Source organism: Mucilaginibacter panaciglaebae, from assembly GCF_039539265.1.
In the GTDB taxonomy this organism is placed as follows: domain Bacteria; phylum Bacteroidota; class Bacteroidia; order Sphingobacteriales; family Sphingobacteriaceae; genus Mucilaginibacter; species Mucilaginibacter panaciglaebae.
Map to the genome: position 1 here is coordinate 60,917 of NZ_BAABCV010000004.1, position 18,221 is coordinate 79,137.

The following is an 18,221-nucleotide window of genomic DNA, read 5'->3' on the forward strand; positions in this document are numbered from 1 at the left end:
GGCTTAATCTCACGGTAGACCTTCGCTGCGCCCGCAACAAAAAATCAGATTAACTCTGCCCGACCTGCCACAAAATCATCAATTACTTTCACCGCACTTTCATACCGATCTTGCCCGGCACCGCTGATGACAACATAGTTAGCATGCAATGCTTTTAACTCATCATGCCATACCTGCATAAAGTGCTCGCGCATGTGGGGGAAATCGCGAAGAGGATCATCCTCCCAGGGCAGATCTATGTCGAGTAGTAAGTATAAGTCGTATTGATAATGTGGCAGGGCGTCCAATACCTCCCGGGGGCTTTTACCAAATATTTCATCGCTCCATATTTTTACAGTGATGAAAGTGGTATCGCAGATCAGGATCTTATTGGCTTGAGGAAGCAGTTCCTTTTCAAGTGCTATCTGACCGTAAAACATATTGATCTCATCCTGCCAGGTAGGCGGTTCGGTTAGCTTCTCGCAATACCCGCGGGCATATTCAGGTACCCACACCGTATGGTAATGATCGGCTAAAAAAGCTGACATTGTTGATTTGCCCGTTGATTCAGGCCCTACTACGGCGATCTTGATGGGATTATTCATTAACATCAGTGTTATGAGGGTAAGCTATTTGTTTGCGCCAGTCTTTTTTCCAATCCAGGTAGCCCAGCAATGCTATGGGGATGTAGATAGCATACATAACGGCGGTTGCATCAAGTTCTTTTGCTAGATAAATTCCTACATAAATGGTATCAACAAAAATCCAGATCAACCAATTCTCAACCACTTTTCGGGCCAGCAAAACCTGTGCTACAAGGCTGCAAGCTGTACAAAAGCTATCCAAATAGGGAAAAGAGGCGGTAGTATATTTCAATACAGATCCCAGGAAAAACGTAAACAGGGCCGTTGCTAAAACTGATATGCCAGTCTCCTTTCGGGTGATGCGCTTTACGGGCTTCTTATTTTCAGTCAGAGCTGTCTTGCTCCAAAAATACCAGCCATATATGTTTGTTGCTAAAAAATAAAACTGCAGGCCCATATCGGCAAACAGGTTTTTTTCGTAAAAAATAAAGATGTAAATGGTTACGCTAATAATAGCGAAGGGCCAGTTCCAGATAATGTTTTTGGCAGCCAGGTATACACACAGTAAGCCGGTAATAACCCCAATTATCTCCCACAGAGATTGTTGTTGCCACCAGGCTTGCAGCTCATGTAGTATTCCCATTGGTCAAATATAAAAAAACAGCTATGTTTTGTCAGCTATTTACGTGTTATGAAATGAGATTGAAATTGGTTTGACCTGCTTAACTGAAGAAAAATTCATTTAATTTTCATTTAAGGCAAATTAAGTTAGGTATTGTAAATTAAAAACCCCTAAATTTATGCCTAAGATTTAAACAGGTACTGCCGGGAGCGCTTTTGTTGTGAAGATAGCCCCAAGTGAGAGAAGCAATACCAAAAATTTAATTGTTAATTTTTTTGTGAAAAAAGAAAGCCGTTCCTCTTTTCGGGGAACGGCTTTTGTTTTTTAGTGCACATCGGTTGGCACTTTAACATTCTTTTTAAATGGTTGCAGATACAGCAATGGTATTGAAAACAACATTACCAACCCCGATATATAATAGGCATCGTCATAAGTTAAAAGCAGCGATTGCCTTACAACCGCCCCTTCAATAGCGGCGTAAGCCATATGCAGGGCGTCAATAGCCGATTTGCCTTTGGCCAGAAACGCCTGTTCTAACATATGCAAACGTTCGTTAAAAGCGTTGTTATACGGGTTGATATTAGTTAACAAGTTACTGCGGTGTACCGCCGTGCGAAGGTGAATAATGGTAGTCAATACCGCAATACCGAATGAACCGCCCAACTGGCGCATCATATTATTTAAACCGGTACCCTGGCCCAACTCCGGGCCCTTCAGGTCGGCAATGGCAAGGGTGGTTAACGGCACGAATAATAAGGCCATGCCGACGCCCCTGATCAGTAATGGTATCAGTACGTCTTTCTGCCCGGTACCCAGGGTTGAATTGCTCAGCATGGTTGTAAACACGAAGAACAGGAACATACCCGCAGTAGCCATAAATTGCGCAGGGATACCTCTATTCAACATCTTACCTATAAAAGGCATCATCACAATGGTACACAACCCACCAGGGAATAGCAGTTCGCCGGTTTGCTGTGCCGAGAAACCCAGCAGGTTCTGACAAAATACAGGGAACACAAATACAGATCCGTACAAACCGAAGCCTAACACAAATGAGGTAAACATACCCACCGAAAAGCTGCGGTGACGCAGGATGCTAAAGTTTACAATAGGATAGTCGATACTCATTTCGCGCCAGATGAACAGCAGTACACCCAATATAGCGGTGATGGTTAGCACCAGTATATAGGTCTTGGCAAACCAATCTTCAGACTCGCCTTTTTCCAATATTGTTTGCAAACTACCTACAGAGATAGCCAGCAGGGCGATGCCCCACCAGTCGATGGGTTTACCCTTGGCATCCTTAGGTGTTTCGTGGATGAATGTATAGGCACAAAATGCAGCCAATGCACCAACCGGAATGTTTACATAAAATATCCAGCGCCACGAAAAGTGGTCAGTAATATAACCACCTATGGTAGGACCCACGGTAGGGCCAACAACCGCACCTAAACCAAATAATGCCGTAGCAGTGCCAATCTGTTCGCGCGGCCAGGTTTCAACTAATATAGCCTGCGAGGTTGATATCAAACCACCGCCAGCTAAACCTTGCAGAATCCTGAACAGCACCAGTTCATCTAAACCTGTTGCGTTACCACACAGAAAAGAGGCAATGGTAAATACGACAATAGATGATATAAAATATTGTTTACGCCCGAAGCGGCTGCCCAACCAGCCCGACATGGGCAATATAATTACGTTTGCTACCGCATAACCGGTAACCACCCAGGCCACATCCTCGAGGGTTGCACCCAGGTTACCTTGTATGGTAGGCAGGGATACGTTTACAATCGTAGTATCGATAAGCTCCAGCAATGAAGCCACGATAACCGTGATGGTAATGATCCATTTTTTAAAGCCAGTTTCAGCCATTTTTGATTGATGTTATAAGTTTGTTAATCCTTAGTCTGAAGCCTTTGGTACTTAGCCCGGGGCCTTAAATATTAAAGCTCGACTAAAGAATTAAGACTCCCGACTTAAGGCTCAAGACTGCAATTAATCTTGAGTAATTACAGATACGTTCACGCTCATACCGGGGCGTAATTTATCCAACACTTCTTTTGGAGCGTTGATCTTAATTTTAACCGGGATACGTTGTACCACTTTTACGTAGTTACCTGTTGCATTATCCGGAGGTAATAGCGAAAATTTAGCACCTGTAGCAGGCGAGAAATTGTAAACGGTACCTTCAACTTTCGTGTCAGGATAAGCATCAACCTCAATTTCAACTTTTAAACCATTTTTGATTTTCTCTAACTGTGTTTCTTTAAAGTTGGCAGTGATATACAGGCTGTTATCGTTAACAATCGAGAATAAGGTCTGTCCGGCTTGTACCAACTGGCCTATTTGAACATTCTTTTTAGACGCGATACCACTTGCAGGGGCTTTAACTTCAGTGTAGCTTAATTGCAGTTTGGCATAGTCAACATCAACCTGGCGTTGGTTAACACCGGTATTGGTAACTTTTAACTGATCGCGGGTAGTACCTACTTGTTGTAAAGCGGCTCTGTACTGATCTTTAGCAGCCGCCAGGTTAGCCTGAGCCACCTGAAGATCAGATTTAGCCTGATCAAACTGTTGTTGAGTAATTGAGCCGTCTTTTACCAGGTTGGCAAAGCGCTCGTAATCTTTGGCTACCTTGTCATACCGGGCTTGCGCCGATACAACACCTGCTTTAGCCACTGCCGAATTTGAAGCGGTGGCAGATATTTGCGATTGGCCAACGTTTACGCCTGCGCTGGCACCAACTTGTGCAGCCAGGGCTTGCTCCAATTTTACTTTGTAATCGCGTGGGTCAATTTTAACCAGGACCTGGCCTTTGTTAACGTGCATGTTCTCCTCAAAGAAAATACTGTCAACATAACCGCCAACGCGTGCAACTACAGGGCTTATGTCGCCGTCAACCTGAGCATCGTCAGTATCAACGTGTTTACTGTAGTATATATATTCTTTTACACCAAATATAGCTCCCGCTAAAAGCAGTATACCTAAAATAATAGGAAGTACTTTGTTGGTTTTTTTTGCGGGTGTTTCGTGTGTGTCTTGCTTTGCCATTTTATTATTGTGTTGTGTTATTATTTGTTAAGTTTTCCGGTTGATTTCAGTAGGGTGTAGTACGCTAATCCGGCATCGGCTTTAGCCAATTCAAGATTTATTTGTGCCTGGTAGAGTAGGGTCTCGGCATCGGCTCTGTCCGTTGCCGACGCGATGTTGCTTTTGTATTTTGAGGCCAGTATATTATTATTTTCGCCGGCTTGCTCAATAGAAGTCTGTAAAAGTCTGATCTTATCTAAAGCGGTCTGGTAAGCATGGTAATTTTGGTTCACTTCGTTTCTGATATTATCTAAAGTGATGCCTTTGTTAATTTCTACCTCATCGCGTTGAATGCGTGCTTCAGATATTTTGTTTTTGTTGGTCCATAATGAACTGAATTTCCATGATGCAGTCAGGCCCAGGGTTACCGGGGTAATAAAATTACCGATCTTAGGTATTGGGTTGCCAGAGGCGTCAACATAATAACCACCTACTGATGCCGCCAGGGTAGGCTTGGTATTGGCATTGATGGTTTTGATGTTGGTTTCGGCATATTTACCACGCAGATCAAGCTGTTTTAATTCCTGACGATAGTTAAGTGCGGTGTCAATGTAGTTGTTCATCGCACCAAGCTCTCTGTTGGCTTCAGTGATCTGATTGATATTTAATTGAGTGCTTTCAGGAAGTCCTAATAAAATATTCAAATCATAGTTGATCACCTTGCGGTTGTTTTCCAGATCGATGCCGGTTAGCTCAACATTTGAGCGCTGCAGCTGAAACTGTAATACGTCGTTCTTGGTAACCAGGCCTTGTTCAAAAAATCGTTGCGACTGGTGTATCTGCGCGTCAATAGTTTCCAGGTTTTGTTTAACTACCTTTTGGCTTTGCAGCACTTTATACAGGTTGTAATAGGCATTGATGATCTGGTAAGTAATCTGGTCGCGGTCTTTATCGGCGTCTAAACGCGAAATACTGATCAACAGTTTGTTCGACTCTTGCGCGTACTTAAATTTACCGCCTGCAAAAATGGTTTCGTTTAAAGATGCTATACCTAAATAAGCGTTTGCACTTTTGGGCAGGTTAATGCCGTTTTCGCCAAATGCCAGATGGTTGTACGGAATTTCGGCACGGTTATAAGCAAAGCTTACTGAGCCGGTAGGTAATACGTTGTCTCTTACCTGGTTGTATTGCGAAACCGCTTCGTCAATTTTTGATTGCGATAGTTTTAAAACCTTACTGTTGGCAATACCAAGTTTAACTGCCTCGTCTAACGTGATGGTTCTGTCCTGAGCGGAAGCTCTGTTTGATATTAACGACATCAACAACAGCGATAGCGCGACGGCTAAAACCGGTATTTTGCAGAGATGTAATTTGTGGGATGTATTAAATTGTATATTCATAGTTGTTAGTTGAACAGGTATGCTTTTAGTAGATTTTTCATGAAGCTTTTGATCTGCGGCTTCAGTTTTGTTTCTATCATCTTTTCGTCAGTAATGTCATAACCCAGCAGGGGTTTTGCCATTATAGGCGTATTTAGAATATAGTTTTTGGTACCGTAAAGGGCGGCTATTACCATGGAGATATCGATGTCTTTTTTAAACTCGCCATTGGCAATGCCCTCGCGAAGTATTTTGTCAAGCGTACCGACGTTTTTTAGCAACATATCACGCAGCTTATCAGACAGATCGTTCCCTCTATTCATACCCATTTCCTGATATAAAAGTTTTTGGAAACAATTATTAGTAACCACTTTATCGCCATACAGTTCAATGTATTGCTCCATCTTGGTCCAGGCGCTAATACTTTCGTCATTGCCCAGGTTTTGCAGGATGATTTGAAAAGATGCGATCTTACGTTGAAACACTGCCAGGAACAATCCTTCTTTCGATCCGAAATAGTAATTGAGCATGGCCATATTAACACCGGCCTCACCTGATATCAATCGGGTTGATGCGCCGTCAAAACCTTTTTCTGAAAATACGCGCTCGGCTACATCCAGAATGTGGTCTTTTTTATCAATTTTATCTTTATCCATATTTTTAACGCCACAAAATTAATCAAACGATTGATTAAAGTAAAATTATTTTTTTGTTAACTTTATAACCAATTGATTATCAGTGTTAAAAATTAATCAATCGATTAACTAATTTTTAACAGTGGCCTTAAATCTTTGTTTGTTTGACGATTGAAATGACAGGAATTGGACAAAGGGTGTAGGGATGTTACAAGTGATAATTGAGCGCCCGGCGAAGATAGATCACGGGTCATGATCCAGAAAAAGACTTAAAAGTCATTAAAAGTGATCCAAAGTGATCCATTAATTCAGGCTTGAAAATATAATTCGTTGGTTTACAAAATGTTATAGCTAACGGGTGATCCAAATGATTCAAATTGATACACATTCGCCGTGGATCACAATAGTGTTGTTTATCACCAAAATTTTACCTGCCCCCAATCAGGGCCATCATTCAACTCCCGATCTTTTAATATCTTTGGCTATGAAGCGTATCATCCTACTTGCCGCAATTTCACTTATTGTTAGTCGGGCTTTTTCACAAACCGCTCCGCCTGCTGATTTAGTAACCATTCAGCAAAGCTTAAACAAATTAAATGTATTGGGCAGCGTACTTTACGTAGCGGCACACCCGGACGACGAGAATACCCGCCTTTTAGCCTACCTGGCGCAAGAGAAGCATTATCGTACCGGTTACCTGTCATTAACCCGTGGCGATGGTGGCCAAAACCTTATTGGTAATGAGCAGGGCGAACTTTTAGGGCTGATACGTACACAGGAGCTTTTGGCAGCCCGCCGTGTAGACGGGGCCGAGCAATTTTTTAGCCGCGCTAATGACTTTGGTTTTTCAAAAGGACCGGACGAAACTTTGAAAATATGGGATCATGAAAAAGTATTGGGCGATGCCGTTTGGGTGATCCGCAAGTTCAGGCCCGATGTGATCATTTGCCGTTTCCCTACTACGGGCGAGGGTGGGCATGGTCATCATACCTCGTCTGCTATTATTGCACAAGAGGCCTTTGCCGCAGCTGCCGACCCGAAACGTTTCCCTGAGCAATTAAAATATGTGCAAACCTGGCAGGCTAAACGTTTATTGTGGAACACGTTTAGTTTTGGTTCGACAAATACTACCGCCGCTAACCAGTTTAAAATTGATATAGGGGTTTATAATTCAACCATCGGTAAAGGGTACGGCGAGGTAGCTGCCGATAGCCGTTCTAATCATAAAACACAGGGCTTTGGTACCGCTAAACAACGCGGCCGGGCTTTAGAATATTTTAAAACCATTTTGGGCGATGCGCCCAAAGATAGCCTGATGTACGGCGTTAACACAACCTGGACCCGTGTAACCGGTGGCGAGCCGATAGCCGAACAGATTAATTATATCAAAAAAAACTTCGACCGGGAAAATCCGCAGAACTCGGTGCCTGCATTGATTGATGTCTTGGCCCGGGTTGGCGCTATAAAAGACACTTACTGGCGCACCCAAAAATCCAGGGAACTTAAAGACCTGATTGCTGCGTGTGGCGGACTATGGTTTGAGTCGTATGCCATGGAGCCAACTTACGCCGTAGGCGACAGCATTGGCATCATCTCACAACTGTATACGCCTTACTTGCTGCCTATCCCACAATTTGAAGTCCGCTCTACACCTAAATATTCAAACATTTATGAGGACAGGCTCGGACATGCCTTTAAACCCGGCGAATTGTTACGCGACACCCTCAACAAAGGCGCCGGTAAGATCGAAGCTAAATTGACGCAGCCTTACTGGCTGGTTAGTCCGCATAGTTTGGGTACTTATACGCTGGCCAATGACACACTGGCTGGTAATCCGGAAAATCCTGACTATCCGCGTATATGGTTTTCCTATAATATGGGTGGGAAGAAAGTTACTTACGAACGCAAGATCATGTATAAATACGTGGACCCTGCCAAAGGAGAGATCTATGCGCCGGTTGTAGTGGCCCCGCCGGTTACAGCTAATATCCTAAGCAAAGATTATATTTTTAGCACGCAACAGCCGCAAACTGTACAAGTAAAGCTGCAAAGCTTCACTAATGCCACCGGCAGCATCGGTTTACAGGCGCCATCAGGCTGGAAGGTCAGTCCCGAAAAAATCACCTTTGCTAATAAAGCTAAGGGTACCGAATGGGTGGAGACATTTACAGTAGTACCTACCAGCACCAAACCGCACACAGATATTTTGAAAGCGGTGGTTACTACAGGCGGTAAAGAATGGTCAATGGGGATACAGCGAATTACTTATGAACATATCCCTGCAATTACCCTGTTTCCACCTGCTGAGGCTAAGCTGATCAACATCGACCTTAAAACTGCCGGTAAAAAGGTGGGTTACATAGCCGGAGCAGGTGATATGGTACCAGAAGCTTTAACCCAGGTGGGATACGAAGTACATCAATTGACCGAGAGCGACATCATGAATACCGATCTTTCAAGTTATGATGCCATTGTAGTAGGTGTGCGGGCTTACAACGTTAACCGGCGACTGGTGGTTGAGCAGCCTAAGCTCATGGAGTACGTAAATAATGGAGGCAATATGGTGGTACAATATAATGTGTATCAACCACTGGTGCTGAACAAGATTGGCCCTTATCCATTTAAAATAGTCAATGAACGTGTTACTGACGAGAATGCTAAAGTTACTTTCCTGGAGCCGCAAAGCCCGGTACTGAATTATCCTAATAAAATTACTGACGCTGACTTTGACGGGTGGATACAGGAGCGCGGCCTTTACTTTGTAAATAATATTGACAATCAATACCATAAAATATTAAGCATGGCCGACCCTGGCGAAAAACAAAACCCGGGCTCATTGATCGTATGCGATTACGGTAAAGGCCGGTTTGCCTACACGTCGCTCGATTTCTTCAGGGAGTTGCCGGCCGGGGTTGCAGGGGCGTACAGGTTGTTTGTCAATTTGTTAAGCAGGCCGAAATAGAAAGTTTATTGTATATACAAGTTTTAATGCAAATTTTCCGTTACATATTTATTTATTAACCATATCATTATCACTTTTGAGTGAATTGTTTAACTCAAATGCCGAAATCGAAATTTGAATTCCTTTTGCTCTTAGCGCTGCTCATGTTTGTGGCTAAGCCGTTTGTAGGTTTTAATTTGCGACATCAGCATTATTTTCAGGCACTGCATCATTGCACACCTAATATTCTGGTAAAATCATTCAGCAAACATGTGCTTGGGTTTTCAGAGAATAGGGAGTTTGGCATGGCGGGTATCAGCAAAAAACTGGCTGATCCGGTGTTACCGGTCATAGCACTGTTAGCCTTTGCACTGAATGTTTTTTTACCGCGTCTTTTTAAATCAGCCCAAACCGGAACACATAGCGCCTTAGCTGCCATACTTTATAATCTGCATCCGCCGCAACCATTGTATCTGCTTGGCGGCAAGCTTACCATTTAAATCGCCCTTTGCTGGTCTAATTTACATGATTGCCCGACAGCGTGATCATCCCCCTGTCATTTCATTTTTATTTTTAAACTATTGCACAGCAGCCCGCTCCTTAATTGTAAAGGCGTTGGTAATTACTGTCACCCAAAGTGCTGGCGCTGCTGCCGATTCAATAGGCAAGGCTCAAAGTTTTCAGCAATTAAACGCCTGGCGATAAGATACTCAACAATGCCAATGATGAGGTGAAGGATGGCGAAACCATCCGTTAATTGTGAGCCGCTTAGTTAATTCTAAGCGGCTTTTTTAATTTGCTATTGTTCAACAGCGTGATAATTAAGTCCGTCTTTAAAAACAATTCAACATTTACCATTAAACTATTGCTACACATCATATAATAAATTACTTTTGCACGTACTACATAACAAGATCATGAAACAACAATCAGATAAAGACTTAAACTATATTTATTACCTGGTGGCTATTTTAAGCGGCGCTTTTGTTGGTGCTGTTATCAATGTTGGTTTTAAATGGGTTATCATTGGTGCCATTTTAGGATTTTTAACTGCAGCCTTCTTCGTAACCGTATTGGCTAGAAGCAGTGAAGAAGCCTGATTCAGAGCTACCTTCATTTATACGTAACTGGAACCAGTTTTACGGCGTTGTTGCCGCATGGCTGGTTTTTTTAATTATCATTTTCTGGCTCATTACCCTTTATTTTAAATGAGCTTAACCGACTGGATCGTTCTTGGCGCTACTATACTACTCATTGTAGTTTATGGGCTTTGGAAAAGCGGTAGTAATAAAAATATCGATCAGTTTTTGGTGGGCGGCCGCTCTTTATCCTGGTACCATATAGGTTTTTCGGTTATGGCTACACAAGCCAGCGCCATCACGTTTTTGTCGGCGCCGGGGCAGGCATATAGCGATGGGATGCGCTTTGTGCAGTTTTATTTCGGTTTGCCGCTGGCGATGATTGTGTTGTGTATCACTTTTGTCCCGATATTCCACAGGCTTAAAGTCTATACTGCTTATGAGTTCCTTGAACAGCGCTTTGACCTCAAAACCCGCGCCTTAACGTCCATGTTGTTCCTGATACAACGCGGACTGTCAACCGGCATCGCTATTTATGCGCCGGCTATTATTCTGTCTATTATCTTAAATATTAATACTATTTATACCACTCTATTTATTGGTGGCCTGGTTACCTTTTATACTGTACTGGGCGGTACCAAAGCGGTATCATATACTCAGCTACTGCAAATGAGTATTATTTTTCTGGGGATGTTTGCTGCCGGAGCACTGGTGGTTGTTTTGCTACCGCATCATATCGGTTTTATACACGCAGTAAAGCTGGCAGGCAAGATGGGCAGAATGAATGTTATCGACTGGAAATTTGATCCCGCTAATCGTTATAATATCTGGAGTGGTATAATCGGCGGATTTTTTTTGCAGCTGTCGTATTTTGGTACCGACCAAAGCCAGGTGGGGCGGTATCTAACCGGAAGTTCGGTAGGGCAGAGCCGCATGGGGCTGATCATGAATGGGCTGATTAAAATACCTATGCAGTTTTGCATATTATTAATAGGCGTTCTGGTTTTTGCCTTTTATCAGTTTAATCGCCCGCCTATGTTTTTTAACCAGTATGAAGTTAAGCAGGTCAAAAAAAGTGCTTACGCCCGTGAATACAACGCGCTGGAAAATAAATATACCGGTGCTTTTGAACAACGAAGGGTAAACGCCAAGGCATTGATTACTGCTTTTGACAGCCATGATAAAACCCGAATTGCACAAGCCCAAGTTAACTTAAAACAGACTGATGCCGTAGTAAACGATATCCGCAAAGAAAGCATAGGCCTGATGAAAAAAAGTAACCAACAGGCAGATACCAACGATACTAATTACGTTTTCCTGAATTTTGTTACCCATTATTTACCACACGGAATGATAGGTTTATTGATAGCCATTGTTTTAATGGCATCTATGGGTTCAACAGCCAGTGCCCTAAACTCGCTGGCGTCAACCACCGTGGTTGATATATATAAACGTACGGTCAACCCTAAAGCATCCGATAAAAAGTACTTACTGGCGTCGCGGCTGGCCACTGTTTTTTGGGGAATAGTATGCGTCGGCATGGCATTATATGCCGGTAAAATGGGGAATTTATTAGAAGCCGTTAACCAATTGGGGTCGTATATCTATGGCACTATCCTAGGTGTGTTTGTAGTGGCTTTCTATGTTAAAAGAGTTAAAGGCAGTGCGGTTTTCATGGCTGCAATTATTTCTGAAGTGATAATCTGCATACTTGGATATTATGGTCAGGTGGCCTATTTGTGGCTAAATCCTATTGGCTGTATGCTGGTTATATCATTTGCTTTGCTTATTAATCCTTTTGTCAACGAAAAGGCAAAGATCGTCTAAAAAAAAAGCCCTTCGCCATTGGCAAAGGGCTTTCAGCTTTATATTGTTTATTAATTACAAACGCATTTGTCTGTTACTTTCGGGCACGTTGCTTTGCTTGTGCATTTTGCTTTTTTGCAAGATGTACAGGTAGCTTGTTTGCTTTTTTTAACAGGAGGAACAGCTGGGTTTGCAAATACAGATGCGCCTGCGATCATTGCTACAGCTGCGCCTAAAATTATTTTTTTCATGATGAATTTTAAATTGAATGTTTAATAAATTTGATTACTGCTATTAATTATTAAACTTTTGGCGGTTTCCAATCTGAAGTGGAATAGCCGGCTGCATCACCCATTTGATATTTGCAAAGTGGTGATTTCAATGTAATGAAAGTTGTGGCCTGTAGTGTTGTCGGCTGTTGTATTAAAAAGCCACATATACTGCAAGTTAACATTAAGCTGCATCCCTGGCTGTTGCAATCATCGCCTGCTTTTTTGTCAGATTTGCAGGCACCGGCCTTTTCCATCTTTTTGCAGCAATCCGGTTTTACATTGCGGGTGTTAGCCCTTGTCGTCGGTATATACGAAGACAAAAACAGCAAACACACAATTTGTAAAATTGCCAGAAACTTCATTAATCAAATATAGCCAATAATTAGCTAATGGTAATACTTAAATTTTATTAAAAATAAATGCCCCTTCGAACTTGCTTCTTGGGGGCATTCAACCTAAACCTTATCACAATTAAACTGGCAAGTTTGCCAGCTTGTAATTATTAACGCAATTACTATACCAATATTACCCGCATTTTAAGATACTTTTAAAAAACTGTGATTTTGTGCCAGACGGCTTTTTATTGCTCAAATGATTGTCCTTTTTAGGAAGCAAAGTGTACAATATACATTACGCTTGTTTGTGTAAAATACCATTATGCAGAAGCCGGTCTGCCAAATACAACAACAATATGGTATCAAAAAATAGAAATATTTTTAAAGTAGTGCCGCCTATCAGATTTTTAAAGTCGGGTAAGTGTGTACTGTTTGATGCAAACTGCCCCCCAGCCGACCAATCTAAACTGGCCAGAACCAGCACCAACATGGCTATTATACTGACGATAAAAAAACCGCCAATAACACCTATCAGGCTTTTATTTACCCGCGTTTTAAGGGGATGCTGCGTGGCATATTCGGTCCGGACAGTTTCCATCACGTGGTAAGTAAAGGCCATGGGCGGTTCGTCCAATTCCATATCAGTTGCCATTTCCTGGTTAAAGGCTAATAGCTCCTGATATTTGTGCCGGTAATGTTCGTCGCAAGTTATCAGTTGATCAATAGCTTCCCGCTCGGCAGGTGTACAGGTGCCGTCTATGTATTCCCAAAGTTTTTCTTCAATGCTGCTCATATCAGTTCTTTAACTTCGTGTTTTAAATTACGCTCCAGTTTTTCTTTTAAGCGCTGGCGCGCTCTGAATAATTTTACTTTTACGCTGTTGGCTTCGATACCCAGGGTTTGCGATACTTCTTCTATCGACTGCTCGCCTTTATAAAACAGCATAATTATAGTTGCGTCGTCAGCTGATAGCTGCCCGATAGCCTGGTTAAGGTAAAAAGACCTCGACTGGTTCTCGGCATTATTAGCGTCATCGCCCAACGATGTGTTTTCGACTTGTACATGCGTACTCTCGTCGTCTATAGACGTGGTATCTAATCTTTTTTTGCGCAGCGAGGTCATGGCAGTAGTATATACAATAGTATATAACCAGGTACTAAACCTTGATTGCTGTTTGAAGGAACCCAGCGAGCGATAGGCCTTAACGAAGCAATCCTGAGCTACTTCCTCTGCGTCTTCGCGGTTTTTGGTAAAGCGCAGAGCCAGCGTAAACACAAAACGTTGGTGCCGTTTAACCAGGTCGGCATACGCCGATTGGTCGCCCGCCATTGTTTTGATGATCAGTTCGATATCTGAAAGCTTGCTTTGCATCATTTATAGTCTGTCTGACTACATCACTTTAATTTAGGTTACACACTTTGATAAATATCGGGATTTAGAAATTATTGAATTATTAGATTTAATAAGTTTGACAATACTACTTTGAATCAACATAAATGTGACAAATTCGAACATCCTAAATAAAAACAAATCAATAATCGGTATTCTCATAGTTAACAAAAAAAAATAATTTGGCTGTAACCTGATTTAAAATGAGGTAGTCATAACCAGTAAATACACCAACGGGGTGTAATTGTAAATGATTAACCTTTAAAATTAAATACAATGAATGCACAAACTTTAGGCGTAATGATACCCATGGTGGTATGTACAGGCATGTTTGCCATGATATTTGGGATCGTTTATTTACGCAACCGCGAAAGAATGGCCATGATTGAGCGTGGTATGAATCCGCGAAAAAACGAAGAAAACTCCGGCGCACTTAGTTCTATACTAACCTGGGGGCTTTTGCTGATAGGGGCGGGGCTTGGTTTGTTTCTAGCCTATATTTTAGACAGTACGCTTCCGTTTGCTAAAGGCCAGGACAATACCGCAATTTATTTTGCACTGATTGCGTTGTTTGGCGGTGCAGGCTTATACCTGGCTTATCATATTCAACGTAAAGAAATCAGAAAACAAACCGAAAAATAGAATTCTGTTTTATACAGAAAGGTAAGAGGTATAACTTTCACCTTTTGTTATATTCCATAGCGTTCTTTCAAAATATTAAGATGGTGCACCTCATGCCCGGCCATAATGTAAACTATGGTATTGACCTGCACCGGGCTACCGTTGGCAATACCATGGGCATCCAATTGAGCAGGCGTTAAGGCACGCAGCATATAAAGGTTAGCGTTGCGTACTGTGCTAAACTCAGTTGCCAGGTCTTGTATCGTACGATCATTTGAATTTGAAAGTTCAACATAAATGTTCTCATCAAAACCAGGCAGTTCGACTTGTCCCCGCGAAAAAGCCAATACGCGATAGGCAAATGTGCGTTCGGCATCAATTAAATGTCCTGCTACTTGTTTAATGGTCCATTTTTCCGGCGCATAAGCATAGTTAGCTTGTTCGCCGGTAAGGTTGCTTAATAATTGGTAAGTAGATGCCTTTAATTTTTCAAGGGTTTCCAGGATAGGTTCCTGATCTACCAGTTTAATGTATTTGCTGTAAAATTGCTCGTAGGCTGCAGGTTCTGGTTTATGCATTTCGTCTTATTTTTTTTAAAACTATTCTAAAGGTAGTACCTTTTCCTAATTCAGAATCACGCACAAAAACTTGTCCGTTATGGTAGTTCTCCACAATACGTTTGGTGAGCGATAAGCCCAGGCCCCAACCACGCCGGCGGGTGGTATAGCCGGGTTGAAATACCGTGGCAAATTTTGAACGGGGGATGCCTTTACCGGTATCAATAACATCGATATAGATTGATTCTCTGGTCTTATTAGCAGATACATCGACCCTTATACTGCCTTTACCTTCAATAGCGTTAACCGCATTTTTAAGCAGATTCTCTATCACCCAATCAAACAGGGGTATATTCAAGCCTGCAACCAAATCTTTATTTCCGGTAACCTCGAAATTAATATTGGCGCTCACGCGAATTTTAAAGTAGTTCACAAAATCGTTAACTACCTCATAAACCGAATGCTCTTCTAGTTTCGGTTTCGAGCCAATCTTTGAGAAGCGGTCGGCCACTATTTCGAGGCGTTTTACGTCATTTTCCATTTCGGCTACGAGCGGGTCCTCTTCGGCATTGAATTTATCTTTCAACAACTCTATCCACGCCATAAGCGAGGATATGGGCGTACCTAACTGATGGGCAGTCTCTTTAGCTAACCCTACCCACACCTGGTTTTGCTCAGATTTACGCGACGAGTTAAATGTACTGTAAGCCAGCGTTAAAAATACTGCAATAACCGACAGCTGCACATAAGGAAACAACTTTAATTGACTTAACAGCGCCGAATCTTTATAATAGATCAAATTATTACCGCGCCCTAATCCCGGCAAACTAATAATTATCGGCTCGTGCTGCGATTTCATGATCTCCAGTTCATCCTTAAAATATTGGGGGTCATATTTTGGGGTTTTAGCCTCTGCAGGCATATCAGACGGTAACTCTATAAAGGTTTTAGTGGTGTCGAGGCCCCTTACGGTTATGATATCTCCCTTTTCGTCGGTAACAATTGCCGGTACTGCCGAGCTATCGCGCACAGCCAAAACGTAGGGCAGAAAATCATTGTCGTCCGATGTTAAACTTTGCCTGATACTCAGAGCCCATAGTTGGGCCCGGGTGCGCTCGGCTTTTGCGATATTACGTACCAGATACTTAGTATAAAATAAAGACCCGCTGGCAATTATTACCGCAAAGGCAAGTAAAATATATTTCCAGAGCCGTTTATTTTGGAAGGTGTTGATCATCTCAGCTTCAAATAACGTAATTTTTGGGCTTAAAGTTTAAAGCTCAAGGCAGAAATTAAATACAATAAGCTTAACCTTTGGCCTCTCAGCTTTCGGCTCATTAAGGCAAAAGTTAAACATGACAAAGCTTTAACCTTTTGCCTGTTAGCTTTCTGCTCCTTAATTCTATCTTTGCTGCACAATGTCAGATAAAAAAGTTAGAGTAAGATTTGCACCAAGCCCAACCGGCGGCTTGCACCTGGGCGGTGTGCGTACCGCATTGTTTAATTACTTATTCGCTAAGCAAAATAATGGCGATTTTGTTTTACGCATTGAGGATACCGACCAAAGCCGCTACGTTGAAGGTGCAGAGCAATATATTATCGACTGCCTTAACTGGTGCGGCATTACACCTGACGAAAGTCCGGTTGATCCCGGTCAGTACGCACCTTACCGACAAAGTGAGCGCAAAAGCCTTTACCGCCAGTATGCCGAGCAACTGGTGATGCAGGGCCATGCTTACTATGCTTTTGACACCGCCGAAGAGCTGGAAAAAAATAGAAAAGAAATACCTAATTTTCAGTACGGTCAGGTTTATCGCGATGGCCTCCGTAATTCTTTGTCGCTGCCGCAGCACGAGGTCGACCAGCTTTTGGCTAACCATACACCACATGTTATCCGCATAAAAGTACCTGCCGACCAAACTGTTGGCTTTACAGATATGATTCGCGGCCGCGTTAGTTTTGAAACCAACCAGGTTGACGATAAAGTTTTATTAAAAGCCGATGGAATGCCTACCTACCATTTGGCTGTGGTGGTTGATGATTACCTGATGAAGATCAGCCATGCTTTTAGAGGTGAAGAGTGGCTGCCATCCGCACCCGTACATTTATTATTGTGGGAATACCTTGGATGGAAAGCAGAGATGCCACAATGGGCACACCTACCGCTGATATTAAAACCTGATGGCCACGGTAAGCTAAGTAAGCGCGATGGCGCACGCCTGGGCTTCCCGGTATTTGCATTAGATTGGGAGGGCAGCCAGGGTTTTAACGGCATGGGCTTTTTGCCCGAGGCGTTTATAAACTTTTTGGCGATGCTGGGATGGAATGATGGTTCGGGACATGAAATATTTACGCTCACTGAATTAGTTGACAAGTTTTCAATCGACAGAATAAATAAAGCAGGGGCCAGATTTGATTTTGAGAAAGCTAAATGGTTCAATGCCGAGTGGATCAAGAAGGCGAAAGCTGAAAGCTTAAAGGCAAAAGTTAAAGAGGTATTAACAGATAAAGGCATTGATGTTAAAGACGATGCTTATTTGATAACTGTCATTGATTTGATTAAGGACCGTTGTACCTTGCTAACTGATTTCTATCAGCAGGCATCCTATTTTTTCCAGATCCCTGCCGAATACGACCTCAACGCCGTTAAACCTAAATGGAGCGATGAGAAAACGGCTTTCTTTAACGAGTTTATCAGCATATTAAATAAACAGGAAGATTTCACCAGTGCTAATATCGAGGCCGAGTTCAAATTATTGATGGAACAAAAATCGCTCAAGCCCGGCGATGTGATGCTGCCTTTCCGCATTATGCTGGTTGGCGGCAAGTTCGGCCCGCATGTGTTTGATATTGCGACGCTATTGGGCAGGGATGAGACTATTAATAGGATAGAGCAGGCCTTGGCGGCGTTTACGGTGTAATACCGCACCCAAATTACCACCACGTTATAGCATTATTGTAAATTTGACAAAAAAGCCCGGCGTACACA

General features: G+C 42.5%; 17 protein-coding genes. 7 read left to right on the forward strand and 10 right to left on the reverse strand.

Features of this window, described 5'->3' with window-relative positions; all coding sequences use genetic code 11:
- Positions 1-44: 44 nt before the first annotated feature.
- The 6 genes from ABD772_RS06305 to ABD772_RS06330 all read right to left on the reverse strand — a co-directional run bounded on the left by ABD772_RS06305 (position 45) and on the right by ABD772_RS06330 (position 6,253).
- Positions 45-584, reverse strand: a complete 540-nt coding sequence (locus ABD772_RS06305) for an AAA family ATPase (protein WP_345101894.1) — start codon at positions 582-584, stop codon at positions 45-47.
- Positions 577-1,206: a nicotinamide riboside transporter PnuC gene (pnuC, locus tag ABD772_RS06310; protein WP_345101896.1), complete on the reverse strand. Its 630-nt coding sequence runs from the start codon at positions 1,204-1,206 to the stop codon at positions 577-579. The genes ABD772_RS06305 and pnuC overlap by 8 nt, the downstream gene beginning before the upstream one ends.
- Before the next feature lie 303 nt (positions 1,207-1,509).
- Complete coding sequence (locus ABD772_RS06315) at positions 1,510-3,057, reverse strand: DHA2 family efflux MFS transporter permease subunit (protein ID WP_345101898.1); 1,548 nt, start codon at positions 3,055-3,057, stop codon at positions 1,510-1,512.
- Between the two features lie 123 nt (positions 3,058-3,180).
- Positions 3,181-4,239, reverse strand: a complete 1,059-nt coding sequence (locus ABD772_RS06320; RefSeq protein ID WP_345101900.1) for an HlyD family secretion protein — start codon at positions 4,237-4,239, stop codon at positions 3,181-3,183.
- A 20-nt stretch (positions 4,240-4,259) separates the two neighbouring features.
- Positions 4,260-5,618 (reverse strand): TolC family protein, encoded by a 1,359-nt coding sequence (locus ABD772_RS06325; protein WP_345101902.1) that lies wholly within the window; start codon positions 5,616-5,618, stop codon positions 4,260-4,262.
- Between the two features lie 5 nt (positions 5,619-5,623).
- Positions 5,624-6,253: a TetR/AcrR family transcriptional regulator gene (locus ABD772_RS06330; protein ID WP_345101903.1), complete on the reverse strand. Its 630-nt coding sequence runs from the start codon at positions 6,251-6,253 to the stop codon at positions 5,624-5,626.
- A gap of 463 nt (positions 6,254-6,716) precedes the next feature.
- Here ABD772_RS06330 and ABD772_RS06335 point away from each other — a divergent pair, with 463 nt between their 5' ends.
- The 5 genes from ABD772_RS06335 to ABD772_RS06355 all read left to right on the forward strand — a co-directional run bounded on the left by ABD772_RS06335 (position 6,717) and on the right by ABD772_RS06355 (position 12,334).
- Positions 6,717-9,194: a PIG-L family deacetylase gene (locus tag ABD772_RS06335; protein WP_345101905.1), complete on the forward strand. Its 2,478-nt coding sequence runs from the start codon at positions 6,717-6,719 to the stop codon at positions 9,192-9,194.
- 98 nt (positions 9,195-9,292) lie between these two features.
- The gene (locus ABD772_RS06340; protein ID WP_345101907.1) at positions 9,293-9,673 is read left to right on the forward strand and encodes a hypothetical protein; all 381 of its coding nucleotides are present in this window, start codon (positions 9,293-9,295) and stop codon (positions 9,671-9,673) included.
- Positions 9,674-10,090: 417 nt separating this feature from the next.
- Positions 10,091-10,273 carry a hypothetical protein gene (locus tag ABD772_RS06345; protein WP_345101909.1) on the forward strand — a complete coding sequence of 61 codons (183 nt, stop codon included), beginning with the start codon at positions 10,091-10,093 and terminating at the stop codon, positions 10,271-10,273.
- A 108-nt stretch (positions 10,274-10,381) separates the two neighbouring features.
- Positions 10,382-12,079 (forward strand): sodium:solute symporter family protein, encoded by a 1,698-nt coding sequence (locus ABD772_RS06350; RefSeq protein ID WP_345101911.1) that lies wholly within the window; start codon positions 10,382-10,384, stop codon positions 12,077-12,079.
- A gap of 66 nt (positions 12,080-12,145) precedes the next feature.
- Entirely contained in the window at positions 12,146-12,334 is a 189-nt protein-coding gene (locus ABD772_RS06355) for a hypothetical protein (RefSeq protein ID WP_345101913.1), read from the forward strand.
- A gap of 626 nt (positions 12,335-12,960) precedes the next feature.
- Here the strand turns inward: ABD772_RS06355 and ABD772_RS06360 are convergent.
- Entirely contained in the window at positions 12,961-13,458 is a 498-nt protein-coding gene (locus tag ABD772_RS06360) for an anti-sigma factor family protein (RefSeq protein WP_345101915.1), read from the reverse strand.
- Positions 13,455-14,039 carry an RNA polymerase sigma factor gene (locus tag ABD772_RS06365; protein WP_345101917.1) on the reverse strand — a complete coding sequence of 195 codons (585 nt, stop codon included), beginning with the start codon at positions 14,037-14,039 and terminating at the stop codon, positions 13,455-13,457. The genes ABD772_RS06360 and ABD772_RS06365 overlap by 4 nt, the downstream gene beginning before the upstream one ends.
- 291 nt (positions 14,040-14,330) lie before the next feature.
- On the opposite strand from ABD772_RS06365, the gene ABD772_RS06370 reads away from it, so the two are divergent.
- Positions 14,331-14,696, forward strand: a complete 366-nt coding sequence (locus tag ABD772_RS06370; protein ID WP_345101919.1) for a DUF6249 domain-containing protein — start codon at positions 14,331-14,333, stop codon at positions 14,694-14,696.
- A 47-nt stretch (positions 14,697-14,743) separates the two neighbouring features.
- Here ABD772_RS06370 and ABD772_RS06375 read toward each other — a convergent pair whose 3' ends face one another.
- Together ABD772_RS06375 and ABD772_RS06380 are read right to left on the reverse strand one after the other, a co-directional pair.
- Positions 14,744-15,253: a DinB family protein gene (locus tag ABD772_RS06375; protein WP_345101921.1), complete on the reverse strand. Its 510-nt coding sequence runs from the start codon at positions 15,251-15,253 to the stop codon at positions 14,744-14,746.
- A complete protein-coding gene (locus ABD772_RS06380) occupies positions 15,246-16,466 on the reverse strand; it encodes a sensor histidine kinase (RefSeq protein WP_345102494.1) in 1,221 nt (406 codons plus the stop codon). The genes ABD772_RS06375 and ABD772_RS06380 overlap by 8 nt, the downstream gene beginning before the upstream one ends.
- A 184-nt stretch (positions 16,467-16,650) precedes the next feature.
- Here ABD772_RS06380 and gltX point away from each other — a divergent pair, with 184 nt between their 5' ends.
- Positions 16,651-18,153, forward strand: a complete 1,503-nt coding sequence (gene gltX, locus ABD772_RS06385; RefSeq protein ID WP_345101923.1) for a glutamate--tRNA ligase — start codon at positions 16,651-16,653, stop codon at positions 18,151-18,153.
- Positions 18,154-18,221: the final 68 nt, after the last annotated feature.

Excerpts from the sequence above, each read along its gene's own strand:
- ABD772_RS06375 (WP_345101921.1), bottom strand. The coding sequence starts at position 15,253 with ATGCATAAACCAGAACCTGCAGCCTACGAGCAATTTTACAGCAAATAC.
- ABD772_RS06345 (WP_345101909.1), top strand. The coding sequence starts at position 10,091 with ATGAAACAACAATCAGATAAAGACTTAAACTATATTTATTACCTGGTG.
- ABD772_RS06325 (WP_345101902.1), bottom strand. The coding sequence starts at position 5,618 with ATGAATATACAATTTAATACATCCCACAAATTACATCTCTGCAAAATA.
- ABD772_RS06350 (WP_345101911.1), top strand. The coding sequence starts at position 10,382 with ATGAGCTTAACCGACTGGATCGTTCTTGGCGCTACTATACTACTCATT.
- ABD772_RS06360 (WP_345101915.1), bottom strand. The coding sequence starts at position 13,458 with ATGAGCAGCATTGAAGAAAAACTTTGGGAATACATAGACGGCACCTGT.
- ABD772_RS06305 (WP_345101894.1), bottom strand. The coding sequence starts at position 584 with ATGAATAATCCCATCAAGATCGCCGTAGTAGGGCCTGAATCAACGGGC.
- ABD772_RS06340 (WP_345101907.1), top strand. The coding sequence starts at position 9,293 with ATGCCGAAATCGAAATTTGAATTCCTTTTGCTCTTAGCGCTGCTCATG.
- pnuC (WP_345101896.1), bottom strand. The coding sequence starts at position 1,206 with ATGGGAATACTACATGAGCTGCAAGCCTGGTGGCAACAACAATCTCTG.
- ABD772_RS06320 (WP_345101900.1), bottom strand. The coding sequence starts at position 4,239 with ATGGCAAAGCAAGACACACACGAAACACCCGCAAAAAAAACCAACAAA.
- ABD772_RS06330 (WP_345101903.1), bottom strand. The coding sequence starts at position 6,253 with ATGGATAAAGATAAAATTGATAAAAAAGACCACATTCTGGATGTAGCC.
- ABD772_RS06315 (WP_345101898.1), bottom strand. The coding sequence starts at position 3,057 with ATGGCTGAAACTGGCTTTAAAAAATGGATCATTACCATCACGGTTATC.
- ABD772_RS06365 (WP_345101917.1), bottom strand. The coding sequence starts at position 14,039 with ATGATGCAAAGCAAGCTTTCAGATATCGAACTGATCATCAAAACAATG.
- gltX (WP_345101923.1), top strand. The coding sequence starts at position 16,651 with ATGTCAGATAAAAAAGTTAGAGTAAGATTTGCACCAAGCCCAACCGGC.
- ABD772_RS06335 (WP_345101905.1), top strand. The coding sequence starts at position 6,717 with ATGAAGCGTATCATCCTACTTGCCGCAATTTCACTTATTGTTAGTCGG.
- ABD772_RS06370 (WP_345101919.1), top strand. The coding sequence starts at position 14,331 with ATGAATGCACAAACTTTAGGCGTAATGATACCCATGGTGGTATGTACA.